At 71.3% G+C, this 23,008-nt stretch carries 23 protein-coding genes; 6 read left to right on the forward strand and 17 right to left on the reverse strand.

Going from position 1 to position 23,008, the window contains the following annotated elements:
* Positions 1-72: 72 nt before the first annotated feature.
* From ftsL to mraZ, 3 genes are all read right to left on the reverse strand, one after another.
* Positions 73-591, reverse strand: coding sequence for a cell division protein FtsL (gene ftsL / locus FDA94_RS27915; RefSeq protein WP_137250055.1), 519 nt, complete (start codon positions 589-591; stop codon positions 73-75).
* A gap of 8 nt (positions 592-599) precedes the next feature.
* Positions 600-1,559: a 16S rRNA (cytosine(1402)-N(4))-methyltransferase RsmH gene (gene rsmH / locus FDA94_RS27920; RefSeq protein ID WP_137250056.1), complete on the reverse strand. Its 960-nt coding sequence runs from the start codon at positions 1,557-1,559 to the stop codon at positions 600-602.
* 300 nt (positions 1,560-1,859) lie between these two features.
* Positions 1,860-2,291, reverse strand: a complete 432-nt coding sequence (gene mraZ / locus FDA94_RS27925; protein ID WP_030450330.1) for a division/cell wall cluster transcriptional repressor MraZ — start codon at positions 2,289-2,291, stop codon at positions 1,860-1,862.
* A 411-nt stretch (positions 2,292-2,702) separates the two neighbouring features.
* Here mraZ and FDA94_RS27930 point away from each other — a divergent pair, with 411 nt between their 5' ends.
* From FDA94_RS27930 to FDA94_RS27940, 3 genes are read left to right on the forward strand one after another with little or no spacing between them, the layout of a single operon-like run.
* Complete coding sequence (locus FDA94_RS27930) at positions 2,703-3,689, forward strand: AAA family ATPase (RefSeq protein ID WP_137250057.1); 987 nt, start codon at positions 2,703-2,705, stop codon at positions 3,687-3,689.
* Positions 3,690-3,700: 11 nt separating this feature from the next.
* A complete protein-coding gene (locus tag FDA94_RS27935; RefSeq protein ID WP_137250058.1) occupies positions 3,701-4,939 on the forward strand; it encodes a DUF58 domain-containing protein in 1,239 nt (412 codons plus the stop codon).
* Positions 4,939-7,500: a transglutaminase TgpA family protein gene (locus tag FDA94_RS27940; RefSeq protein WP_137250147.1), complete on the forward strand. Its 2,562-nt coding sequence runs from the start codon at positions 4,939-4,941 to the stop codon at positions 7,498-7,500. Before FDA94_RS27935 ends, FDA94_RS27940 begins: the two co-directional genes overlap by 1 nt.
* Before the next feature lie 84 nt (positions 7,501-7,584).
* Here the strand turns inward: FDA94_RS27940 and FDA94_RS27945 are convergent, their stop codons facing one another.
* The 8 genes from FDA94_RS27945 to FDA94_RS27980 all read right to left on the reverse strand — a co-directional run bounded on the left by FDA94_RS27945 (position 7,585) and on the right by FDA94_RS27980 (position 15,463).
* Positions 7,585-7,983: a DUF3040 domain-containing protein gene (locus tag FDA94_RS27945; RefSeq protein WP_030450334.1), complete on the reverse strand. Its 399-nt coding sequence runs from the start codon at positions 7,981-7,983 to the stop codon at positions 7,585-7,587.
* A 156-nt stretch (positions 7,984-8,139) separates the two neighbouring features.
* On the reverse strand, positions 8,140-9,378 hold the full coding sequence (locus tag FDA94_RS27950; RefSeq protein ID WP_137250059.1) for a DNA polymerase IV: 1,239 nt from the start codon (positions 9,376-9,378) through the stop codon (positions 8,140-8,142).
* Positions 9,379-9,613: 235 nt separating this feature from the next.
* Positions 9,614-10,309 (reverse strand): methyltransferase domain-containing protein, encoded by a 696-nt coding sequence (locus tag FDA94_RS27955; protein ID WP_137250060.1) that lies wholly within the window; start codon positions 10,307-10,309, stop codon positions 9,614-9,616.
* 60 nt (positions 10,310-10,369) lie between these two features.
* Positions 10,370-10,780 (reverse strand): transcription antitermination factor NusB, encoded by a 411-nt coding sequence (nusB, locus tag FDA94_RS27960; protein WP_137250061.1) that lies wholly within the window; start codon positions 10,778-10,780, stop codon positions 10,370-10,372.
* Positions 10,780-11,340 (reverse strand): elongation factor P, encoded by a 561-nt coding sequence (gene efp, locus FDA94_RS27965; protein WP_137250062.1) that lies wholly within the window; start codon positions 11,338-11,340, stop codon positions 10,780-10,782. Before efp ends, nusB begins: the two co-directional genes overlap by 1 nt.
* Before the next feature lie 30 nt (positions 11,341-11,370).
* Positions 11,371-12,408, reverse strand: coding sequence for a M24 family metallopeptidase (locus tag FDA94_RS27970; RefSeq protein WP_137250063.1), 1,038 nt, complete (start codon positions 12,406-12,408; stop codon positions 11,371-11,373).
* Between the two features lie 19 nt (positions 12,409-12,427).
* Positions 12,428-13,855 carry an AAA family ATPase gene (locus tag FDA94_RS27975; protein WP_212735546.1) on the reverse strand — a complete coding sequence of 476 codons (1,428 nt, stop codon included), beginning with the start codon at positions 13,853-13,855 and terminating at the stop codon, positions 12,428-12,430.
* Positions 13,856-13,894: 39 nt separating this feature from the next.
* The gene (locus tag FDA94_RS27980) at positions 13,895-15,463 is read right to left on the reverse strand and encodes an MDR family MFS transporter (protein ID WP_246060200.1); all 1,569 of its coding nucleotides are present in this window, start codon (positions 15,461-15,463) and stop codon (positions 13,895-13,897) included.
* A gap of 95 nt (positions 15,464-15,558) precedes the next feature.
* Here FDA94_RS27980 and FDA94_RS27985 point away from each other — a divergent pair, with 95 nt between their 5' ends.
* Positions 15,559-16,107 carry a TetR/AcrR family transcriptional regulator gene (locus FDA94_RS27985; protein WP_246060201.1) on the forward strand — a complete coding sequence of 183 codons (549 nt, stop codon included), beginning with the start codon at positions 15,559-15,561 and terminating at the stop codon, positions 16,105-16,107.
* Positions 16,108-16,112: 5 nt separating this feature from the next.
* On the opposite strand, the gene FDA94_RS27990 is transcribed toward FDA94_RS27985, so the two are convergent.
* Entirely contained in the window at positions 16,113-16,652 is a 540-nt protein-coding gene (locus tag FDA94_RS27990; RefSeq protein ID WP_137250066.1) for an SMI1/KNR4 family protein, read from the reverse strand.
* A 32-nt stretch (positions 16,653-16,684) separates the two neighbouring features.
* Positions 16,685-17,719: an LLM class F420-dependent oxidoreductase gene (locus tag FDA94_RS27995; RefSeq protein WP_137250067.1), complete on the reverse strand. Its 1,035-nt coding sequence runs from the start codon at positions 17,717-17,719 to the stop codon at positions 16,685-16,687.
* A gap of 112 nt (positions 17,720-17,831) precedes the next feature.
* Between FDA94_RS27995 and FDA94_RS28000 the strand changes: the two genes are divergently transcribed.
* Positions 17,832-18,719, forward strand: a complete 888-nt coding sequence (locus tag FDA94_RS28000) for an endonuclease/exonuclease/phosphatase family protein (RefSeq protein ID WP_246060202.1) — start codon at positions 17,832-17,834, stop codon at positions 18,717-18,719.
* Here FDA94_RS28000 and FDA94_RS28005 read toward each other — a convergent pair.
* Genes FDA94_RS28005 through FDA94_RS28020 form a run of 4 tightly spaced genes read right to left on the reverse strand, consistent with a single transcriptional unit; the run spans position 18,716 to position 22,307 of the window.
* On the reverse strand, positions 18,716-19,270 hold the full coding sequence (locus tag FDA94_RS28005) for a nucleotidyltransferase family protein (RefSeq protein WP_137250068.1): 555 nt from the start codon (positions 19,268-19,270) through the stop codon (positions 18,716-18,718). The two genes, FDA94_RS28000 and FDA94_RS28005, sit on opposite strands and share 4 nt — an antisense overlap.
* On the reverse strand, positions 19,267-20,370 hold the full coding sequence (locus tag FDA94_RS28010) for an XdhC family protein (protein WP_137250069.1): 1,104 nt from the start codon (positions 20,368-20,370) through the stop codon (positions 19,267-19,269). The genes FDA94_RS28005 and FDA94_RS28010 overlap by 4 nt, the downstream gene beginning before the upstream one ends.
* A complete protein-coding gene (locus FDA94_RS28015; RefSeq protein WP_137250070.1) occupies positions 20,363-21,451 on the reverse strand; it encodes a vWA domain-containing protein in 1,089 nt (362 codons plus the stop codon). The genes FDA94_RS28010 and FDA94_RS28015 overlap by 8 nt, the downstream gene beginning before the upstream one ends.
* On the reverse strand, positions 21,444-22,307 hold the full coding sequence (locus tag FDA94_RS28020; protein WP_137250071.1) for an AAA family ATPase: 864 nt from the start codon (positions 22,305-22,307) through the stop codon (positions 21,444-21,446). The genes FDA94_RS28015 and FDA94_RS28020 overlap by 8 nt, the downstream gene beginning before the upstream one ends.
* A gap of 58 nt (positions 22,308-22,365) precedes the next feature.
* On the opposite strand from FDA94_RS28020, the gene FDA94_RS28025 reads away from it, so the two are divergent.
* Entirely contained in the window at positions 22,366-22,965 is a 600-nt protein-coding gene (locus tag FDA94_RS28025; protein ID WP_137250072.1) for an HD domain-containing protein, read from the forward strand.
* Positions 22,966-23,008: the final 43 nt, after the last annotated feature.

A 23,008-nucleotide genomic window follows, 5' to 3' on the forward strand; every position in this document is an offset into this window, starting at 1 on the left:
GGCCGTCGCGTGGGCCCCGGTCGCCGGGGCCACCCGGCCGGCCCGGGGACGGTGGGCGGCCGCCGCCACTGCTCACTGCTCGCTGCTCCCCGTCTCCGAAGCCTCCGCCGCGCCGCCGGGCTCGGTGCGGCCCGACGTGGTGGGCTCGGCGCCGGGCGCCGACGGCGTGTGACCGCCGCCGACCCACTTCGGCGCCGACTCGTCGGGCGAGACGCCGTGCTGGACGGCGCCCTTGGCGACGGCGTCGGGCTGGCGGGCGTCGCGGATGCGGCCCTTCTCGGCGTCGGCCTGCTGACGCAGCTGCTCGTTCACGCGGCGCAGCTCGTTGTGCTTGAACGAGTCCTGCGCCAGCACCGTGTTGAGCAGGAGCAGGCTGACGAGACCGCCGCCGAGCAGGCCGACGACGAGCATGACGAAGGGCGCCCTGGGCGGGCGCCGCCGTTCGGACGGCGGTTGCGGCGCGCGGCGGGCGACCGGGACCTCGGGCCGCTCGACCGGGCGGGCGTGCGTGACGGGGCCGCGCGGACGACGGCGGACGTCGGGCTTGGCGCCGGGCTTCGCGCCGGTCTTCGGGTCTTTCAGTGGGCTCATCGTTGGCCTCATCCCTGGCGGATCCTCTCTGCCGCCCGCAACCGGGCCGAGGCGGCCCGCGGGTTGCGGGCCAGCTCGTCGTCGTCGGGGAGCTCGGCCCCCCTCGTCAGGTGACGGAACCGGGGCTGGTGAGCCTCCAACGGGACCGGCAGCCCCGGAGGGCCGGTTTCCCTGGTTCGCGCCGCGAGGACCTGCTTGGTGAGCCGGTCCTCCAAGGAGTGGTAGGAGAGCACGACCACGCGCCCGCCCACCGCGAGCGCGTCGAGCGAGGCGGGCAGGGCCGCGTCGAGGGCGGCCAGCTCCGCGTTCACTTCGATGCGCAACGCCTGGAAGGTTCGTTTCGCCGGGTTGCCGCCGGTGCGGCGGGTCGCGGCGGGGATCGCCTCGCGTACGAGGTCGGCGAGGCGTTTGGTCGAGGTGATCGGCTCGATGGCCCGTTCCTTCGCGACCCGTTCGGCGATGCGCGCGGCGAAGCGTTCCTCGCCGAAGTCGCGCAGCACCCGGGCCAGGTCGCGGGGCGCGTAGGTGTTCACCACGTCGGCGGCGGTCAGCTCCTGGTCGCGGTCCATGCGCATGTCGAGGGGCGCGTCGTAGGAGTAGGCGAACCCGCGGTCGGCCTCGTCGAGCTGCGGCGAGGAGACGCCGAGGTCGAACAGCGCGCCGTCGATGACGGGGTGCCCGCTGTCGGCGAGCACCTCCTCCAGCTCACTGGAGACGGCGCGGACGATGGTCGTGCGGGCGGCGTAGGGCGCCAGCCGTGCGGTGGAGTGCTCGATGGCGAACGGGTCACGGTCGATGCCGATGAGGTGCACGTTGGGATGTGCGGCGAGGATCGCCTCGGCGTGACCCCCGAGGCCCAGGTTGGCGTCGACGACCACCGGGGACGGCCCGGTGAGCGCGGGAGCCAGCAGCTCCAGCACACGGCCAAGCAGCACCGGAACGTGCCCACCGGTGTTCTGGTCGGTCATTGTCGTACACCCCCATGAGAAGCGAGACGCGGACTGCCGAAGGCAGGCCGTGGCTCGCGCTGCGAATCTGCCTCGAACAATTGCCGCTTCTGGGCTCGCGGTCGCGCGGCGCCCCGTCGGCTAGACAGTCCCCACCCTCGGTCGACCGCCGCCGAGAACTATGGCGGAGAGCCGACCCGTCCGGCCAGGTCCCCATCCGCAGACCGCGTCTCGTGGCACCTGACACCGGGGAAGGTGCATCAGGTACCCGGCGGGCGGGTGGAGACCTCGCCGAACGTCACCGACGGGTCATTTCGAAAGTCACAGGATCCCTGGCAACACCTCCTCGGACAGGTCGGCGAATGCCTGCTCCTGGTCGGCGAGATAGGCCTCCCACGCCGGGGCGGCCCAGATCTCCAGCCGGGTGTTGGCGCCGATGACCACGCAGTCACGATCGAGCCCGGCGTACTGGCGCAGGCCGGACGGGATGGTGACGCGCCCCTGTTTGTCGGGGGTCTCATCGGAGGCACTGGCGAAGAAGACGCGGCTGTAGTCGCGGACGGCCTTGGCGGTCACCGGCGCGGTGCGCAAAGCCTCAGTGATGCGCTGGAACTCCTCTACGGGGAAGACGTAGAGGCAGCGCTCCTGGCCTTTGGTGATCACAAGACCCTCCGCCAGCTCCTCGCGATACTTCGCCGGCAGGAACAGCCGTCCTTTGTCATCGAGGCGCGGGTGGTGAGTGCCGAGGAACACCGGCGCCACCTCCCGTGCCATGGGGAACACGAAGCCCTACAGCCACGGTCCTCCATTGGGCTCCACCATACTCCACTTCTCTCCACCGTCAACTGATTCAAACGGTATGACGATCTCGTTTATCGGGCGTTTTCGCAGGTCAAATGCGGTGGTGCGAAGTGGGGCGCCGGAGCGGCGCGGGCGTGTCGCGCTCACCGGCGTCAATGCGAAGGCGTCAAGGCGCGGGCCCGGCGTGTCACGGAATCCAGACTGGCGTACCACACGATCCGGACCGGCTAGCACGACACTGTGGGCAGTTCACGCTTCTTTCTGCACAAAGTCGCCGGAGAACCACGTGCGGCATAGTCTCGGTACTCACAATGGATAAGAAATGGCAAACCCCCAGCAATACGGCACGCCCTTGGAGGCCCGGTGGCAGTAACTCACGGCGTCGGTGACAAAGCCGGCTCGGAGAGTCTCAACGAGCTGGTCGAGACCGCGCACCGGATCCGGGACGCGATCGAATCCGTCATCGAAGGCAAGAGCGACGTGGTTCGGCTGACGCTGACCGTATTGCTCGCGGAAGGTCACCTTCTCATCGAAGACGTACCGGGTGTGGGAAAGACGATGCTCGCCAAGGCGTTGGCGAAGTCGATCGACTGCCCCATGCGCCGCGTGCAGTTCACCCCCGACCTGCTCCCCTCCGACATCACCGGCGTGAGCGCCTACAACCAGCAGACCCGGGAGTTCGAGTTCAAGCCCGGTCCGGTGTTCGCCAACATCGTGGTCGGCGACGAGATCAACCGGGCCTCGCCGAAGACCCAGTCGGCCCTCCTGGAGTGCATGGAGGAGCGGCAGGTGACCGTCGACGGCCTCACCCACCGGCTCGACGCGCCGTTCATGGTCATCGCGACCCAGAACCCCATCGAGATGGAGGGCACCTATCCCCTCCCCGAGGCGCAGCGCGACCGGTTCACCGCGAAGATCGCCATGGGCTACCCCGAGCCGGTGGCCGAGCTTGAGATGCTCGACGTGCACGGCGCCTCGCAGCCGCTCGACAAGCTGGAGCCGGTCGCCACCACCGCCGAGGTGAAGTCGCTGATCGAGGCGGTCCGCGCGGTCTACGTCTCACAGCCGGTGAAGAAGTACGCCATCGACCTGGTCACCGCCACCCGCCAGACCCCCGACCTGCGGCTCGGTGCCTCCCCGCGCGCCACGCTGCAGCTGGTCAGGGCGGCCCGCGCGCACGCCGCGCTCTCGGGCCGTGACTACGTGATCCCCGACGACCTCCAGGACCTCGCGGTGCCGGTCCTGGCCCACCGCCTGCTGCCCAGCATGGAGGCGCAGGGCCAGCGGCGGACGCCCGAGCAGTCGCTCGCCGAGCTTGTGCGCCGCATCCCGGTGCCCGACACGAAGTAGGACTCCTCTCTATGACCGGACTCAGGGCGCTCACCGCCCGGGGCAGGTCGTTCCTCGCTTCTGGGATCGCCGCCCTGGTGTGCGCGTTCCTGCTCGGGGAGCACGACCTCATCCGGGTGGCGATCCTGATCGTCGCGCTGCCGCTGCTGGCCGTGATGGTCGTGGCGCGGACCCGTTACCGGCTGAGCTGCGCGCGCCGCCTCGACCCCTCGCGGGTCGAGGCCGGCAACGACAGCACGGTCACGCTGCGGCTGGAGAACGTGACCCGGCTGCCGACCGGCCTGCTCCTCATCGAGGACACGCTCCAGTACGCCCTCGGCACCCGCCCCCGGTTCGTGCTCGACCGAGTGGAGGCCAAGGGGATCCGCGAGATCGACTACAAGGTGCGGTCGGACCTGCGCGGGCGTTACTCCATCGGGCCGCTGTCGGTGCGCATCACCGACCCGTTCGGCCTGGTCGAGCTGGCCCGCACGTTCACCGCGACCGACTCCCTCGTGGTGACCCCGCAGGTCATCCCGCTGCCCTACGTGCGCCTGTCCGGAGAGTGGGCGGGCGGGGGCGACAGCCGTACCCGATCGGTGGCGGCCGCGGGCGACGACGACGTCGCCCCGCGCGACTACCGGCAGGGCGACGACCTGCGCCGGGTGCACTGGCGCTCGACCGCCCGGTACGGCGAGCTGATGGTGCGGCGCGAGGAGCAGCAGTGGCAGAGCCGCGGCGCGCTCCTGCTCGACACGCGGCGGCCCGCCCACCGGGGCGAGGGGCCGCGTTCGTCGTTCGAGGTCGCGGTCTCGGCGGCGGCCTCCATCGGCGTGCACCTCGCGCACGAGGGGCTCGGGCTGCGGCTGGTCACCGACCAGGGGCCGCAGCAGCTCATGGAGGGCGGCGTGCAGGCCTCGCTGCTCGACACGCTCGCGGTGGTCCGCAACAGCCAGGCCCGCTCGCTGTCCAACGGCATCGCCGGGCTGCGGCAGGGCGGCGGCGAAGGGCTGATCGTGGCGGTCCTCGGGGCGCTCGACCTCGACGACGCCCAGTCGCTGGCGCGGCTGCGGCACGGCCACATGACCGGCGTCGCGGTGCTGCTCGACGTCGCGACCTGGGAGGGCGGCTCGGAGGGCGAGGTCTCCCCCGAACACGAGCAGGCGCAGGCGGTGCTGGCCGCGAGCGGCTGGCGGGTGCTGCGGCTGCCCGCCGGGGTGTCGCTGGCCTCCATCTGGCCCGACGCCGCGTACAAGAGGAGTGCCGCGTGATGCGACTGCCGATCGCTTCGGGGGCGGCCACCGGGGCCGTCGCGCTCACCCTTTATCCGTTGTTCGCCGACGGCTCGTGGTTCTGGGCGACGCTCGGCATCCTGCTGTGCACGACGCTGGCGGCGGCGCTGGTGTCGCGTTACGCGCAGCCCGCGTTCGCGGCGCCGGTCGGGATGGCGCTGGCGGCGATCGTCTTCATGACGGTCACCTTCGCCCGCGACGAGGCGTGGTGGGGGTTCATCCCCAACTTCGACTCCACCGCCCGGATCGCCCAGACGATGGCCGAGGGCTGGGACGAGATCCAGAAGTTCGCCGCGCCGGTGCCGTCGACCGGTGGCATCAGCCTGCTGACCGCCGGCGGGGTCGCGTTCATCGCGATCCTGGTCGACGCGTTCGCGGTGCGGGTGCGCCGGGCGGCCCTGGCGGGCCTGCCGCTGCTCGGGCTGTTCACCGTCCCGGCCGCCGTGCTCAACGAGCCGATCGCCTGGCCCGCGTTCATCATCGGCGCGCTCGGGTTCGTCGGCCTGCTGGTCTCCGACGGGCGCGAACGGGTGTCCCACTGGGGCCGGGCCGTGCTGGTACGGCGTTCGCGTACGACCACCACCACCCCCGACGCGGGCAAGCTCGTCCTGTCGGGCAAGCGCATCGGGGTCACCGCCGTGGCGCTGGCCATCGGCATCCCGGCGCTGATCCCCACGCTGACGCCCAACCCGCCGTTCGGGTTCGGGGTCGGCAACGGCCTGGGGCCGGGCGGCCGCAACGTCGGCATCCCCGACGCCATCGCCAAGCTCAGCGGGCAGCTGTCGCACCCGGTGAACGCGCCGGTGCTGACCTACACGTCCAAAGACGACGTGCCGCGCTACCTGCGCATCTACTCCCTCGACGAGTTCGACGGGCAGCAGTTCAAGTCGAGCTCGCTGCGCGGGCGTCCCGAAGACCGGGTGAGCGAGAGCGTCATGCCGCCCGCGCCGGGCCTGTCGCCCATGACGCCGGGGACGCCCATCGACCAGACCATCACGGTCAGCGAGGACATCGAGGAGCTGCGGTTCCTGCCGCTCCCCTACCCGGCCACCCGCGTCATCGCCGACGGCGACTGGCGGGCCGACCGCAACACCCTCATGGTGTTCTCCACCGAGGACGACGCGGCCGGGCTCGAATACCAGGTCATCGGCAAGGACGTGCGGCCCACGCCCGAGTTGCTGGACAACGCCCCGATGGCGCCGATCGAGGTGCAGGGCCGCTTCCTGACGCTGCCCGCCGACATCGACCCCGCCGTCGTCGCGCTGGCCGACGACGTCACCCGGGGCGCGGCCACCAAGTACCAGATGGCGGTGAAGCTGCAGGAGTGGTTCACCCGGACCGGCGGGTTCACCTACGACCTGCAGACCAAGGGGTCGGGGCTCGACGCGCTGACCGACTTCCTGCTGGTCGGCAAGTCGGGCTACTGCGAGCAGTTCGCCAGCGCCTTCGCGGTGATGGCGCGCGTGCTGGGCATCCCGTCGCGGGTGTCGATCGGCTACACCGGCGGCACCAAGTCGGAGGGCCGGTGGATCGTCCGGACCCACGACGCGCACGCCTGGCCGGAGCTCTACTTCGAGGGCGCCGGATGGCTGACCTTCGAGCCGACGCCGGCGGGCGGGTTCGGGCAGGCGACGGCGCGGGTGCCGTCGTACACGCTGCCGCAGTCCGACTCCGCCGAGCCCTCGTCGGGGGCGTCGGCGAGGCCGTCGAGCGACCCGGCGTCCTCGCCGGGGGCGAGCAACCCGGCGCGCGGCGTCAACAACGCCGAGCGGGAGCTCGGGCCGACCGGTCTGCCGGCGGTCGAGGAGAGGTCCATCTGGGTGAACGTCGGCATCGGCGTCGCCGTGGCGCTGCTGCTGTCGCTGATCCCCGCGGTCATGCGGGCGGTGCTGTGGCTGTGGCGGCGGCGGGTGCTCAACCGGGCCGCGGCCGTGCCCGACGACGAGGTGCCCGTCGTCAAGCCGAAGAAGGACGACGACGACGGCTGGAGCGGCGGCGAGGTGATCGGCGGGGAGCCCGCTGAAAAGCCCCTGTCGGTCTGGGCCGTCGCCGAGGAGCCGGTGGCGCCGCCGAAGCAGGAGAACACCTTCGCGGCCCCGGCCGTGGAGGCCGCCTGGGCCGAGCTCTGCGACACGCTGGTCGACCTGGGCATGCCCAAGGCGGGCAGCGAGACGCCCCGGGCGCTGGGCCGGCGGCTGGCGGCGGCCTACCCCCTCGACACCGAGGCGGCCAAGGCGCTGAACAAGATCGCCACCAGCGAGGAGAAGCTGCGGTACGCCCGCACGCCCGGCGAGGTCACGCCTCTGGTCGACGACCTGAAGGCGATCAGGCGCGGCCTGGCGGCGTCGGTGTCGCGGGGGCGGCGGGTCGCGGCGGTGCTGGCGCCCATGTCGTCGCTGCTGCGGGTGCGCGGCCTCGGCGAGCGGGTGCTCGACGGGTTCGACCGGCTGGAGAACATCCGGCTGCGGCCAGCGCGAAAGGAACCCGAGACCGCGACCACCGACGACGTGCTGGAGTCACAGGTCGGGTCGCGGCGGTAATACCGGAACAAACGAGCGGGCTCGGGGCGTGTCAGCCCCGGGCCCGTCGTCTTTCCACGATTACTGTGGCGTGTGATGCGGCGGCTAGCGCTCGTCGTTACGACGGCGCCAGCGCTCCTCCATGCGCTCCATGAAGCCGGGACGGCGCCCACGGCGGGCGGCCGGCCCCTGCTGCTGCGTGGACGTGGCGGAGCGGCTGTCGCCGTGGAAACCGTTCATGCGTTTCCAGCTGGACAGACCCCACAGACACGTCGCGAGCATGACCACAAAGCCGGCGACCCCGAGCCAGATGACGGTGGACACGACGCCGACCATCAGCAGGACGACGCCGAGTGCGAAGCCGATGGAGGCCTTCACCAGGCGGCGCTTGTAATGGCTGCGTGGGTCACTGATCCGGACGGTATTGGCCCACTTCGGGTCCTCGGCATAGAGGGCCTGCTCGATCTGGTCGAGCAAGCGCTGCTCGTGCTCAGACAGCGGCACGGCGCCTCCCAAGGACGGCCCCAAGACGGGGAAGACGGCAACGAACGAAGGATGTCCGAACCCTGCGGTCGGTTATCCCCAGAATACGAGTCTGTAGACGTGGGCGAAAGAAAACGGTCAGAACGTCCACAAGCGCGGTCCAATGCGGAGGTGACGTCATAGATCCATTGGACCAAACCGTTTTCGGACGAGCGAGGCGGGGCGGACCGCATCCGGTCCGAACCTCCGGATCGCCTTGTCCATGGCCTGTTCCGCCTCCCGCCAGCCGATCTCGCGGTCTCCCAGGCCGATTTGCCTGGTCGCCGTGTCTGCCGGGCGGAGGTTCTCCATCCGGACGCCTACGAGTCGCAGCCGCACTCTATCGAGACCTGCGGCCCTGTAGAGGTCGCAAGCGGTGGTATGTATCTCTTTCGCCACATCTGTGGCCTCTCGGAGGGTACGCGACCGCGTGATGGTCGTGAAATCGGACCGGCGCAGCTTCACGCTGACGGTCCGGCCGACGTAGCCGGCGGCGCGCAGCCGGGCGGCGACCCGCTCCGAGAGCCGGAGCAGCTCCCGCATGATCGTCTCGGGGTCGTCGACGTCGTGGGCGAAGGTCTCCTCGTTGCCGATGCTCTTGTCGGGGACGTGGGCGGTCACCCGGCGCTCGTCACGGCCCCACGCCAGCGCCGCCAGATGGCTCCCCGCGGCCCCGAACTCGCGCTGGAGCGTGGCAACCGGCACCCGGGCAAGGTCTCCCACCGTCTTGATGCCCAGCCGCGTCAGGGCCTGCTCAGTGCGTTCGCCCACGCCCCACAGGGCGGCCACCGGGAGCGGGTGGAGGAAGTCGACCACGCCGTCGGCCGGGACGACCAGGAGGCCGTCGGGCTTGCACTGGCGGGAGGCGAGCTTGGCCACGAACTTGGTGGACGCGACCCCGACCGAGCAGGTCACCCCGAAGCGCTCGGCCACCTGGGCCCGGATCGCCGCCGCCACCTGAACCGGGGACCCCAGCCTGCGGCGGGCGCCGCCGACGTCGAGGAAGGCCTCGTCGACCGAGAGCGGCTCCACGAGCGGGGTGACCGCGTGGAAGATCTCGAAGACGCCCTTGGAGATCGCGCCGTATTTGCCGTGGGAGGGCGGGATGACCGTCGCCTGCGGGCACAGGCGCATCGCGCGGGTCATCGGCATCGCCGAGTGGACCCCGAACCGGCGGGCCTCGTAGGTGGCGCTCAGCACCACGCCCCGCGCCCCGGCGGCGCCGACGATCACGGGGGTGCCCGTGAGCTCCGGCCGGTCGATCAGCTCGACCGCCGCGAAGAACGCGTCCATGTCGACGTGGAGGATCGGGCAGCCGGTGTCATCGGCCTTCCCAGTAGGGGTGGTGACCTGCGGCAACACCTGTTTCCTCGACATGGCGCGAGTCTAACCGAACAGAGGTTCGACCGGAACGGCGGACCTGAGAGGTCGGCCGAACATGCCGGCCTGGGCCGAACCCCGGGCGGGCTCGCTCTCTTCGCCCGACCCGCTCGTTGGGCGCGAAGGGTGAGCGGGTGGTCGGCGCCGGATACGGCGGGATCCGAGGGCGGCGGGCGGTGTCAGGGTAGGCAGAGCCGTAACGGCAGAAAGGGCTTGTGAGCTTTTAAGGCCGTTACCGGTGGGCCAAAAGGTGGATCCTGGTCGCGATGTCCCTCAGGACGGGGTGGGCGGTGGCGGCCCTTTCAAGCTCGATCAAGCCATCCGGGTCGTCTTCGGCGAAGCGGCTGGGGACCAGGTCGGTGAAGATCCGGGCGCCCTGGACCTCGTCGACGGTGAAGCCGGCCTTGGTCAGGAGGGTGGCCAGGGCCTCGCCGGTGAAACGGCGGGGGGTCGGGTCCTTCTCGCCCCAGGTGCCCGTCTCCAGGACGTCGCGGGCCTCGGCGAAGTTGCCCGCCAGGGCGCGGTGGATGGCGGTCGCGACGGGGTTGGCGGCCAGGACGCTGACCACTCCCCCGGGGCGGACGACCGTGTGGACCGACGCGAGGGCGGCCGACGGGTCGTCGACGTATTCCAGCACGCTGTGGCAGAGCACCAGGTCGGCGCTGGCGGGCGGGAGGAGGTCGGCCAGGTCGCCGGCGTCGCCCTGGAGGCCGGTGACGGACACGCCCGCCTCGGCGGCGCGGCGCTCCAGCGCGGCGAGCGAGTCGGGCGTGGGGTCGACCACGGTCACCGAGTGGCCCAGGCGGGCCAGCGGCACCGCGAACCCGCCGGTGCCGCCGCCGGCGTCGAGGATGTCGAGCGCGGATCTGCCGGCGATGACCGCTTGGAGCGACTCCCAGACGACGGCCTGCCGCGTGGCGTCACGCACGGTGATCCTCCGAAAAGTCGACGACGACGTAGGCACGCCAGCCTACGCCGCCGCCGGAGCTCAGAGCGTCAGGGACGGCTTGAGCTGCTTGAAACGGGCCAGCAGCCCGTTGACGAACTGGGGCGACTCGTCGGTCGACAGCTCACCGGCGAGGGCCACCCACTCGCTGATCACGACGCCCTCAGGCACTTCCTCGACCCAGAGCATCTCGTAGGTGCCGACCCGGAGGATGTTGCGGTCGACGGCGGGCATGCGCTCCATCGTCCACCCCTCCGAGTAGGTGGAGATCAGCTCGTCGATGCGGCCCAGCCGCCCGGCCACGCCCTCGACCAGGCTGATCGTGTATTCGTTGACCGGAGGCTCGGCCCGCTCGACCCGCTCGGCGAGGATGTCGAGCGGGTTGGTGTCACGTGCCTCGGCCTCGAAGAGGATGTCGAGCGCGCGGCGGCGCGCCTTCCCCCGGGCAGACATCAAGCGCGACCGAGGTAGTCGCCGGTCCGGGTGTCGACCTTGACCTTCTCGCCGGTCGTGATGAACAGCGGCACCTTGATCTCGGCGCCGGTCTCGAGGGTGGCGGGCTTGGTGCCGCCGGTCGAGCGGTCGCCCTGCAGGCCCGGCTCGGTCTCGGAGATGATCAGCTCGACGGCGGCCGGGAGCTCGACGTAGAGGACGTTGCCCTCGTTGATCGCGACCGTGGCGGTCATGTTCTCGAGCAGGTAGTTGGCGGCGTCGCCGACGGCCACCCGCGAGACGTTGATCATGTCGTAGGTCTCGGTGTCCATGAAGACGAACTCGTCGCCGTCCATGTAGGAGAACTGCATCTCACGACGGTCGACGGTCGCCACCTCGACCTTGACGCCGGCGTTGAAGGTCTTGTCGACGACCTTGCCCGACTTCACGTTCTTCAGCTTGGTGCGCACGAACGCGCCGCCCTTACCGGGCTTGACGTGCTGGAACTCGACGACCGACCAGAGGTCGCCACCGTCGAGTTTGAGCACGAGTCCGTTCTTCAGGTCGTTCGTGGTCGCCACGTGAAGTCTCTTCTCCTGCGTGCGGGCCGCTCACAGGACGAGCAGCTCCCTGGTGGTGAGTGTGAGCAGTTCCGGCAATGGGTCACGCGTCACGAGCGTGTCCTCGATGCGCACACCGCCCAACCCCTGCAGGTAGACCCCGGGTTCGACGGTGATCGGAACTCGATCCTCTAGTCTACCGGTCCTGCCGGGGCCGAGAAACGGCTCCTCATGGATCTCCAGGCCCACGCCGTGCCCCAGGCCGTGGCCGAAGCGGTCGCCGTAGCCCGCGGCGGCGATCATGTCGCGCGCGGCGGCGTCGATCCCGGCCGCCGTGGCCCCCGGGCGGACGGCGGCGCGTCCCGCCGCCTGGGCGTCGTGGACGAGGGTGTAGATCTCGCGCTGCCAGGCCGACGGCTCGCCCAGGGCCACGGTCCTGGTCATGTCGGCGTGGTAGCCGGCGTACAGGGCGCCGAAGTCCATGGTGATGAGGTCGCCCTCGACGACCGGGCGATCCCCGGGCGAATGGTGCGGGACGGCGCCGTTGGGGCCGCTCGCGACGATCGTCTCGAAGGCCGGGCGGTCGGCTCCGAGTTCCGTCATCCGCAGTTCGAGCATCCGGGCGATCTCGCGTTCCGTCATTCCAGCCCTGATCTGGCCGACGACCAGGGAGAACGCCTCATCGGTGAGGGCGCAGGCGCGGGCCAGGGCGGCGATCTCGGCGTCGTCCTTGACCCTTCTGAGGTCTTCGACGAGGCCTTCGGTGAGGGGCGCCCCGCCGCCGAGGCGGCGGTATTCGCTGACCGTCAGGTGGTGGGCCTCGACGGCGGCGCCGGGCTCCAGGAGGTCGCCGGCGACGTCGCGGGTCTCCTTCAGCCGTACGTCGCCGTCGAGCCCCCTGGCCGTCTCGATGTAGCGGGAATCGGTGGCGAGCGTGGCGGTCGCGTCGGCCCTGACGATCACGGCGGCGTTGGAGCTGGCCAGGCCGGTCAGGTAACGGACGTTGACCGGCCGGGTGACCAGCAGGGAGGCGTGGCCGCCCTCGGCGAGGAGAGCGGCCAGGCGGGCCCGGCGTTCCGCGAAACTCATGGTCAGAATCTAGGACATATCAGCACTTGGGCGGTTCGAGGCGGGGCTTTGCGCGGTGCTCCCTGGGCTCGGCGGCGCCGCCGAGGAGGGCGCGGGTGAGGGACTCGCCGTCGTCGGCCATCCGGGTCAGGACCGTGGCGAAGTGGTCGTCGGTGAGGGCGTGCTCGTCGCGTCGCAGCGCCGTGAGGACGACCCTCCTGAGCAGTTCCTTGATGAAGGAGGCGGTGACCCCCTCGGTGGCCTTGACCACGGCGGCCACGTCGGCCTCGACGGGACGGTTGCGGGCGTAGAGGCGGATCAGGCGGTCGCGGGCGGCGGCGTCCGGGGGCGGGACCTCGACGGCCAGGTCGATCCGGCCGGGCCGCTGGACCAGCGCCGCCTCCAGGGTCTCCACGCGGTTGGTGGTGAGGAGGAAGGTCACGTCGGCGTCTCCGGTGACGCCGTCCATGGCGTCGAGGAGGGCGAACAGCAGGGGGCTGGTCTCGAACTGGGAGCGGTCTTCGGCGATGAGGTCGACGTCCTCGATGACCACGATCGACGGCTGGAGCCGCCGGGCCAGCGCCACCGCGAAGTCGATCTTCGACATGCCCTCGGCGGTCATCAGGATCGCGGTGCTCTCGGGCCGCCGGCCGATCAGGTAGCGGACGGTGTGGGTCTTGCCCGTGCCGGGCGGGCCGTAGAGCAGCAGGCCCCGGCGCAGGTGCTGACCGGCCTCACGGAGCCGGTCGGCCTCCCGGCCGATGCCGACGACGTGGTCTTCGAGCGCCTCCAGGCGGCCCTCGGGCAGCACCACCTCCTCCGGGCCGAGGCCGGCCCTCGGGATGAAGGTGAGCAGCTCGTTCTCGCGGTGCTCGGAGAAGCCGAAGCTCACGACCTGGCCGCGCAGCGGGTCGAGCGCGTCCTTCAGGCGGTCGATCTCCTCGCGTACGGCGGTCGCCGCGCCCCTCTCCGTGGCGAGCACCGTGAGGAGGGCGAACTTGTTGTAGTCCTCGCGGTTGCTGACCGCCAGGATCACCGGGGTGCCGTCGGGGGCGTGGGTGCACACCATGCCGAGCTGGATCACGTCCATGGTGTCGTCGGGCCCGATGGAGGCGACCGCGTAGTCGGGGCGGCCGAGGAGCACGCCGCCCGACTTCATGGCGCTGGTGATCATGTTGATCAGGCTCTCCCAGCGCCGGTCGGAGCCGACGACCCCGAACCACTCGGCTCCGGGGCTGTGCTCGCTCAGGTAGCGGTCGGCGGCCAGCTGGAGGGCGGCGTGCTCGAAGAGGCGGTACTTCTCCTCGACCACGACCACCTCGCCGATGGGGCGGCCCAGGTGGCCGGTGACCTTGATGGCGAGGGGCGAGGCGGCGTTCTCCTCCGTCACTCGTTCCGCGACCGCGTCATAGACCCGGCGGAGGCCTTCGGCCAGGGCGCGGGCGTCGTGCGAGTCGATTGACGTCACCCGGCCATGGTTCACGCGGGCGCGGCCACGCGCAACGGATTAGACCGGCTGCTTGCGGCGGGAGCGCTCGTGCCGGCCGTGGCGGCCGTGCCGTCCGGGCTCGGCCTCCGGGGCTCCGCCGCCGCGCAGCGGCACCTCCTTGAGGAACAGCACCGCGACCACCCCCAGCACCGCCGCGGGCACCCCGACCAGGAACACGGTCTGCATCGCCTCCGTGTACGACTCCAGCACCGCCTTCACCACCTGCGGCGGCAGCCCGTGGATGGCCTCGGGGGTGCCCAGCTGGGGCGCGGCGGCGACGCCGCCGAGCCGGGCGGCCAGTTCGTCTTTGACCCGGTTGGTGAGGATCGCCCCGAACGCCGCGACGCCGACCGCGCCGCCCAGGCTGCGGAAGAACGTGACGCCGGAGGTGCTGACCGCCATGTCCTGCCGGGAGGCGGCGTTCTGGGCGGCGAGCACGAGCATCTGCATCGTCATGCCGAGCCCCGCGCCCATGATCGTGATGTACGCCCCGATCTCGACCGGCGTGGAGTCAACGTGCAGCCGCGACAGCAGGAACAGCCCGATCGCGACCAGCACCAGCCCGACGGCCGGGAAGGCCTTCCACCGCCCGGTCGACGAGGCGACCTTGCCCGAGACGATCGAGCTGAGGAACAGGCCGATCACCATCGGGAGGGTCATCAGGCCCGACTCGGTGGGCGACATGCCCTTGACGATCTGGAGGTACTGCGGCAAGTAGATCATCGCGCCGAACAGGGCGACGCCGACCAGGAGCGAGGCGATGCTCGCCAGCACGAACGTGCGGTCGCGGAACAGCCGGGGCGGCAGGATCGGCGAGGCCGCCGCCCGCTCGGCCACGACGGCCCCCGCGACCAGGACCACGGTGATCGCGCCCAGGATGTACGTCCACGCCGAGTTCCACTCGAACTCGTGGCCGCCGAACGACAGCAGCAGCATGAGGGCGGTCGCGCCGCCGGTCAGCGTGGTGGCGCCCCACCAGTCGATGCGGGCGTCGCGGCTCTCGTGGTCGAACCGGAGCACCCGCTGGACCACCGCGAAGGCCACGACCGCGAGCGGCACGCAGACGTAGAAGCACCAGCGCCAGCCCAGCCAGTCGGTGTCGACGATGAACCCGCCCAGCAGCGGGCCGGCGACGGTCGAGATGCCGAACACCGCGCCGACGTAGCCGGAGTAACGCCCCCGCTCGCGGGGCGGCACGATGTCGCCCAGGATGACCTGGGTCAGGGCCGACAGGCCGCCCGTGCCGAGGCCCTGGACCGCGCGGGCCGCGATGAGCATGCCGATGTTCTGCGACAGCCCCGCCACCACCGAGGCGGCCACGAACAGGCCGAGGGCGATCTGGAAGAGGCGCTTGCGGCCGAAGATGTCGGACAGCTTGCCCCAGAGCGGGGTGGACACGGTCATCGTGAGGAGGGTCGCGCTGGCCACCCAGGAGAGCTGCTCCTGGCCGCCCAGGTCGCCGACGATCGTGGGGAGGGCGGTGCCGACGACCGACGTGGAGAGCATCGAGGTCATGAGGGCGAGCAGGAGGCCGGAGAGGATCTCCAGTACCTGACGGTGGCTGTAGGTGCGTTGTGGTGCGTCCAAGAGAGTCAAAGCCGGCGTCCCCCCGTGTAAAGAATGCTCCTCAACAGAGTTAGTAGACGCTTGTTTACTTGTCAAACGCAGCTAATATTCGTCAGGTGACGAGAGATCGGGAGGCGACCAGCAGGCGGATCCTGGAAGCGGCCCGCGACCTGTTCGCGGCCCACGGCTACGACCAGGTGACGATGCGGATGATCGCCGCCGAGGCCGGGGCCAACGTGGCCCTCGTCAACCGCTACTTCGGCACGAAGGCGGCCCTGTTCGCCGAGGCCCTGGCGACGGGCTCGACGATCGAGTCGGTCATCGCCGGCGACCCGGCGGGCCTGGCCTCCCGCCTCGCCCACCGGCTGGCGGTCCGGCTGCAGAGCGGCGCGACCGAGCCGGTCACGCGCATGGTCGACCGCGCGGGCACCAGCCCCGAGATCCAGGCCATCCTCCGCGCCCACGTCGAGGCGACCGTCGTCAAGCGCATCGCCGCCCAGCTCGACGGGCCGCACCCCGAACAGCGGGCCCTGCTGGCCGCCACGATGATCCTGGGCACGGGTTCGGTACGCCGCCTCTTCGGGCCGGGCGTGATCGAGGCGGTCGACGCGGAAGAGGTCGAGGCCCGGCTGCGCGCGATGTTCGAGATCTCCCTGCGCCCCTGAGCGCCTCACAGCCTGTTCATGAGCTCCCAGAACGACCGCTCCCGGGCCGCGCCCGCCCGCCACGACGCGAGATGCCAGGCTTCCCACTCGCCGTCGGCGGTGACGATCAGGGGGTTGAGGAGGAGCAGCCCGTCCCAGTGGCCGACGAGAAGGGTGTGCGGCACGTACTCGCTGCGGACGAATCCGTTCTGCCCCGGCCCGTAGACGAAGTAGAGGTCGTCGGGCACGCTCGGGACCTTGTCGCCCTCCTGGGGGCCCCAGATTTGGCACCACTCGGGTTCCAGGTCGCGCAGCCAGCCGACCCGCTCCGTCCGGAACAGGCAGTACTCCTCCTCGTCCGCGTCGCCGTAGCCGTCGGCGTACCGCAGGAGGGCGCGGTAGCTGGGCGGCAGCGGCAGGCCCAGCCGCTCTTCCAGCAGGCGCACCTGCGGCTCACCGGCGGCAGTGTGGAGACCGTGGTCGGGAGGGAAGGGATAGTCGGCGGTTTCCGGGGACGGCGGGTCCTCTGGCGGGAAGACGCCGGACCACGCGAAGGGGGATTCCATGGTCGGCGACCCTAGGGGTCGCCGACGACATTTCAGCCCGCCAGTTCCCTGACCTTCTCGATCAGGCGCACGCGCTCCTCGTGGGTCGAGGCGATCGGGGTCACGTTGATCGTCGTGACGCCGCTCTCACGCATCGCGGCCAGCCGGTCGCGGACGAAGCCCTCGCTGCCGATCAGCGACATCTTCTCCAGCAGCTCGTGGGGCACGCGGGCGGCGGCCTCGTCCTTCTTGCCCGCCAGGTAGAGGTCCTGGATCTCGGCCGCCTCCTTCTCGTAGCCGTAGCGGACGGCCAGGTCGTTGTAGAAGTTCTTGCCCTTGGCGCCCATGCCGCCGATGTAGAGCGCCGCCATCGGGCGGCCGAACTCCAGGAAGCCCGCCACGTCGTCGCCGATGGCGAGGTGGGCGGTGGCGATGACGTCCAGGGTGCCGAGTTCCCCGGAGCGCTTGGCCGCGCCGGCCGCCAGGGACGGGCCCCACACGTCGGCGGCCTTCTCCGGCATGTAGAAGATGGGCAGCCAGCCCTCGGCCAGTTCGGCGGCCAGTTCGACGTTCTTGGGGCCGATGGCCGCCACCACGATCGGGATGCGCTCGCGGACCGGCGCGTTGATCAGCTTCAGCGGCTTGCCGAGGCCGGTGCCGCCCTGGAGGGGCATCGTGTAGTGCTTGCCCTGGTATTCGAGGCGCTCGCGCTTCCACACCTTGCGGGCGATCTCGATGACCTCGCGGGTGCGGCCCAGCGGGGCCGAGTAGGGCACGCCGTGGAAGCCCTCGATCACCTGCGGGCCCGAGGCGCCGAGGCCCAGGGTGAAGCGGCCGTCGGAGACGTAGTCGAGGCCGGCCGCCGTCATGGCCAGCAGCGCGGGGGTGCGGGAGTAGACCGGGAGGATGCCGGAGGCGATCTCCAGGCGCTCGGTCCGGGCGGCGATGTACCCCATCTGGCTGACCGCGTCGAAGCTGTAGGCCTCGGCGACGAACACGATGTCGAGGCCGGCCTTCTCGTAGTCGGCCAGTTCGGCGACGGTCTCCTTGAAACCGCCGGAATAGCTCAGGGCCATCCCGATCCGCATAGATCCTCCTGGACCGAATGTTGTTCCGGTAGTACGGGATTCCGAGGGTACATGTCGGCTCACGCCCTCCGTATACGGGGAGCCGTACACTTTCCCGGCAGGGGGAGGGATCTTGCTTGCTCGTGTGGTGTCGGTGTTCGCGGTCGCGCTCGCCGCGATCCTGGCCGGGCATCGTCTGCTGCCCGAACTGGGCGGGGTGACGCCGGTCCTCGAGAGCGTGCTGCCCTGGCTCGGGGTGGCGATCGTCCCGCTGGTGGCGCTGGCGGCGGTGGCCCGGTCGCGGGGGGCGATCGTGGCGTCGCTGACCCCGGCCGTCGTGTGGGGCGTGATGTTCGGGCCGAGCGTGCTGCGGCAGCCGGCCGGCGGGGCCAGTGACTTCGCGGTCGCGACGCTCAACGTCGGGGTGGCCAACGAGCTGTCCGGCGAGGCGGTGCAGGCGGCGGCCGAGGGCCGCGACGTGGTGGCGGCGCAGGAGCTGACCCCCGGCGGGCCGGCCGCCAAGGAGCTGAACCGCATCTTCCCCCACCGCTTCCAGGTCGGCACGGTCGGGCTGTGGAGCAGATACCGGCTCGACGGCGCCAAACGCGTCGACGTCGGGCTCGGCTGGGCCAGGGCGCTGCGCGCCGTCGTCAAGACCGACAAAGGCGACGTGACCGTGTACGTCATGCACCTCGCCTCCGCCCGCCCCGGCGAGACCTCCTTCCGTGACAAGACGCTGAAAGAGGCCGGCGAGGTGATCGCCAAGGACAAGAGCCGCCGGCTCGTCCTGCTCGGCGACCTGAACACCGCCACGACCGACCGCAACCGGGCCAACCTGGTGCCGCCGCTGCGCGACGCCCAGGAAGACGCGGGCCAGGGCTTCGGCTTCACCTGGCCGTCGGGCTTCCCGATCACCCGTCCCGACCACATCCTCTACCGCGGCATGGAGGCCACCCTGGCGGAGGTCCGCGAGGCCACCGGCAGCGACCACCGCGCGGCCGTCGCCGACCTGAGGTTCTAGCCCACGGGCAGGTCGCCCGGCTCGTCGATGTCGGCCGGGTCTCCCGCCTCATCGCAGGGCACCTCGGTCACCAGATGCCGGTTGCGCTTCAGGTAGGGCCGGGCGCCCACGTCCCCCTCCAGCGAGGCGGCCACGTCGGCGATGTGGTCGCGGCCGATCAGCACGGGGTTGCGCTGCGCTCCCCCGTAGGTGGCGACGGCGAGTTCGGCCCCGGCCTGGAAGGCGGCGATGAGCCGTTCGACCGCTTCGGGACGGATGAGCGGCTGGTCGACCAGGGCGACCACCACGCCCGGCGCGTCGGGTGGGACCGCCTCCAGGCCGACCCGGAGCGAGGAGCCCATGCCGGTCGCCCAGTCGGGGTTCAGAACGGTCACCGCGCCCCGGACCTGGGCGCACGCCGCCCCCAGCACGACGACGACCGGATGGCAGCCGCCCTCTTCGAGCAGCCGCACCCCCCGGTCGACCAGGCGTTCGCCCTGGTACTCGACCAGGGCCTTCGGGCGGCCGAACCGGCGGCCCGCGCCGGCCGCCAGCAGGACTCCGGCGATCATGCGAACTCTCCGTGGATGCGGCCCTCGGTGGTGGTCAGCGGGCGGCCCGAGCCGCCCCAGCGCAGCTGGATGAGCTCGGCCGCGATCGACACGGCCGTCTCCTCGGGGGTCCGGGCGCCGAGGTCGAGGCCGATCGGCGAGCGGAGCCGGGCGAGTTCCACGTCGGTCAGGCCGATCTCGCGCAGCCGGGCCATGCGGTCGTCGTGGGTGCGGCGCGAGCCCATCGCGCCCACGTAGGCGGCGGGCGTGCGCAGCGCCACCTCCAGCAGCGGGACGTCGAACTTGGGGTCGTGGGTCAGCACGCAGATGACGGTGCGCTCGTCGACCGCCGCGTTGGACAGGTAGTCGTGCGGCCACTTCACCACGACCTCGTCGGCGTCGGGGAAGCGCTTGGAGGTCGCGAACACCGGCCGGGCGTCGCAGACGACCACGTGGTAGCCGAGGAACTTGCCCACCCGGGCCACCGCCGCCGCGAAGTCGATCGCGCCGAACACCAGCATCTTGGGCGGCGGCGCGAACGACTGGACGAATACCTGCAGGTCGTCGAGGCGGCGTTCGCCGTTCCGGCCGTAGCGCCGGACGCCGGTCACGCCCTGGGCCAGCATGCCCCGGGCGTCGTCGTCGACGGCGGCGTCGAGCCGGGGCGAGCCCAGCGTGCCGGACACGTGGTCGTCCCACACCACGCGCCGGGCGCCGACCCTGCCGGGGCCGGACAGTATGGTCGCCACCGCCACCGGGACGCGCTTCTCGATCGACGCGGCGATCTCCCCCAGCTCGGGGTAAGCGTCTCTGGAGACCGGTTCGACGAAGATGTCGATGATCCCCCCGCAGGTCAGGCCCACGGCGAAGGCGTCGTCGTCGCTCACGCCGTACCGCTGCAGGACGGGTTTCCCGGAGGCGACGACCTCCTGGGCCAGTTCGTAGACGGCGCCCTCGACGCAGCCGCCCGACACGCTGCCGACCGCCTCCTCGCCCAGGACGGCCATGGCCGCGCCGGGCTGGCGTGGGGCGCTGCGGAAGGTGCCGACGACCGTGGCCAGGCCGAACACGCCTCCGTCGGCCGTCCACCAGCGGTTGACCTGCGAAAGGATGTCACGCATGACCGGCTCTCCTTCCCGCGAGGAGCCCGGCCAGCTCCTCGTAGGCGGCCAGGCTGTGCCCGGCCACCAAGTCGTCGACATGGGGCAGCGCCGCCCGCATCCCCCCGGTGAGCGGCCGGTACGCCGGATCCCCCTTATGGGGGTTAACCCAGATGACCCGGTGGGCCATCCGGCCCAGGCGCTCCATCTGCGCGCCGAGCAGCGACGGATCACCCCGTTCCCAGCCGTCGGAGGCGATCACCACGATCGCGCCCCGCGCGTCGGGCAGCCGGAGGAAGGCCCGCAGCTCCTCCCCCAGCCGGGTGCCGCCGCTCCAGTCGGGGATGGCGGCCGAGACCTGGTCCATGGCGCGGGCGGCGTCCCTGACCCGCAGTTCGGCGGTCAGCCGGGTCAGCCGGGTCCCGGCGGAGAAGACCTCGGTGGCGCGCGGCGCCGACCGGACCACCGCGTGGGCGAGGCGCAGCAGGGTGTCGGCGTACGCCTTCATGGAGCCGCTCACGTCGATCAGCAGCACCACCCTGCGGGGCTTGCGCCGCCGGTCGCGGAACCTCAGCCGGGCCGGTTCGCCGCCGCGCTTAACCGCCTCCCTGACGATGCGCCGGGGGTCGAGTGAGCCGCGCTTGGAGGCGGCCAGGCGGCGGGAGAGCCGCGTCTCACGGGCGGTCCGCATGAGGGACAGCAGGCGGTTGATCTCGGCGCGCTCCCCGGGGGTGAGCCCGGCGACGTCGCGGGAGCGGAGGACCTCCAGGGTGCTCGCGGTCGCGGCGGTGGTCTGCTCGCCCCCCTCTTCCGGCCCGCCGTCGGGTGAGGCGACATACCGGGCGACGGTGACGCCCGGCGTCGCCGGTCTCGGCGATTCGCGGCCGTCGAAATAGGCGGCGAAACAGCGGTCGTATCGGGGAAGGTCGTCGGGGCCGGCACACAGGGTGAGCCGGCCGGCCCAATAGACGTCTTTCCGGTCTCCGGCGTCGAGATTCTCCAGGGCGGTGAGAAAACCCCGGGTCCGTTCATGGTCGGCCGCCACTCCGGCGGCCCTGAGCGTACGGACGAATCCCACCATCAACGGAACGACGTCAGACATCGAGAAGCCCGTCGCGAATGGCGGCCTGCTGGTCTTCGCGGTATTTCAGCGCGGCCCCCAGCGTCACCGCGGCCGTTTCCGGGTCGAGCCGGTTCGCCCCCAGGGTCAGCAGCGCCTCGGCCCAGTCGATCGTCTCGGCGATGCCGGGTGGTTTCAGCAGGTCGGCGGCCCTGAGGCGGGCCGCCGCGCGGGCGACCTGCTCGGCGAGGGCCGACGTACAGGACGGCAGGCGGCGCAGCAGAATGGCGACCTCGCGGTCGAATCCCGGATGGTCGAGCCAGTGGTAGAGGCAGCGCCTTTTCAGCGCGTCGTGGACTTCGCGGGTGCGGTTCGAGGTCAGCACCACCAAGGGCGGCGACTCGGCGCGAATGGTGCCGAGTTCCGGAATGGAGATGGTGAAATCCGAGAGCACCTCCAGGAGAAACGCCTCGAATTCGTCGTCGGCGCGGTCGATCTCGTCCACGAGAAGGACGGCGGGCTGCGATTCGATCGCCCGCAGCAACGGCCGGGCGATGAGGAATCTGCGGTCGTAGATCTCGCCTTCGAGGGCTTTCAGGTCGGTGATCCCGGCCGCTTCTGCGGCTTTCAGATGCAGCAGCTGGCGGGCGAAGTCCCAGTCGTAGAGGGCCTGGGCGGCGTCGAGGCCCTCGTAGCACTGCAGCCGGATCAGCGGGGCGCCCAGCACGGCGGCGAGGGTCTTGGCGAGCTCGGTCTTGCCGACTCCGGCCTCCCCTTCCAGGAACAGCGGCCGGCCCATGCGCAGGGCCAGGTAGGCGGCGGTCGCCAGGCCGGGGCCGGCCAGGTAGTCGTGCTGTTCGAGGAGGTCCCGGAGGGTCTCCGGGGAGTCGATTTCCACCTGTCCAGGCTACTTCGGAGCGTGATCACGCGGCGATCGCCCTTGGTAGGTTCGCCGGGTGACGCAGGATTTCCCCCACTCCCCCGCGGGGCGCGCCCTGGTCGCGGAGCTGTCCGCACGCTGGGCCGAACCCCACCGCCGCTACCACACGACCCGCCACCTGACCGAGGTCCTGGCGGCGGTCGACACGCTGCAGGACCATGCCCACGACGTGCGGGCGGTACGGCTGGCGGCCTGGTTCCACGACGCCGTCTACGACGGCCGGCCGGGTCTCGACGAGGAGCGCAGCGCCCAGCTCGCCCAGTCGCGCCTGGCCGCCCTGCGGCCGCCGTTCGGCCGGGAGGTCGCCCACGAGGTGGCGCGGCTGGTCCGGGTGACGGCGACGCACGCGTACGAGGAGGGCGACGCCAACGCGGCGGTGCTCTGTGACGCCGATCTGGCCGTGCTGGGGCAGCCCTCCGGCGACTACGACGTCTACGCCCGCGCGATCCGGCAGGAGTACCGCCACGTCCCCGACCCGCTGTTCCGGGTGGGGCGGGCCGAGGTGCTCAGGCGGCTGCTCGACAGCCCTCTCTACGGCACCCGAATGGCCCGTGACCTGTGGGAGGACCAGGCGAGGCACAACCTGGCCCGGGAGCTTCGGCATATTACCGATTGACTTGGTAGGAAATATGGGTAACTCTGAGGGCGGTCCACTCACC

This window comes from Herbidospora galbida, from assembly GCF_005233835.1.
In the GTDB taxonomy this organism is placed as follows: Bacteria; Actinomycetota; Actinomycetes; order Streptosporangiales; family Streptosporangiaceae; genus Herbidospora; species Herbidospora galbida.

Coding starts and splice junctions, on each gene's coding strand:
- FDA94_RS27935 (WP_137250058.1), top strand. CDS start 3,701: ATGACCGGACTCAGGGCGCTCACCGCCCGGGGCAGGTCGTTCCTCGCT.
- rsmH (WP_137250056.1), bottom strand. CDS start 1,559: ATGACCGACCAGAACACCGGTGGGCACGTTCCGGTGCTGCTTGGCCGT.
- FDA94_RS28010 (WP_137250069.1), bottom strand. CDS start 20,370: ATGCGTGACATCCTTTCGCAGGTCAACCGCTGGTGGACGGCCGACGGA.
- FDA94_RS27970 (WP_137250063.1), bottom strand. CDS start 12,408: ATGAGTTTCGCGGAACGCCGGGCCCGCCTGGCCGCTCTCCTCGCCGAG.
- ftsL (WP_137250055.1), bottom strand. CDS start 591: ATGAGCCCACTGAAAGACCCGAAGACCGGCGCGAAGCCCGGCGCCAAG.
- FDA94_RS28015 (WP_137250070.1), bottom strand. CDS start 21,451: ATGTCTGACGTCGTTCCGTTGATGGTGGGATTCGTCCGTACGCTCAGG.
- FDA94_RS27950 (WP_137250059.1), bottom strand. CDS start 9,378: ATGTCGAGGAAACAGGTGTTGCCGCAGGTCACCACCCCTACTGGGAAG.
- FDA94_RS27940 (WP_137250147.1), top strand. CDS start 4,939: ATGCGACTGCCGATCGCTTCGGGGGCGGCCACCGGGGCCGTCGCGCTC.
- nusB (WP_137250061.1), bottom strand. CDS start 10,780: ATGTCTGCCCGGGGGAAGGCGCGCCGCCGCGCGCTCGACATCCTCTTC.
- FDA94_RS28005 (WP_137250068.1), bottom strand. CDS start 19,270: ATGATCGCCGGAGTCCTGCTGGCGGCCGGCGCGGGCCGCCGGTTCGGC.
- FDA94_RS27990 (WP_137250066.1), bottom strand. CDS start 16,652: ATGGAATCCCCCTTCGCGTGGTCCGGCGTCTTCCCGCCAGAGGACCCG.
- FDA94_RS27995 (WP_137250067.1), bottom strand. CDS start 17,719: ATGCGGATCGGGATGGCCCTGAGCTATTCCGGCGGTTTCAAGGAGACC.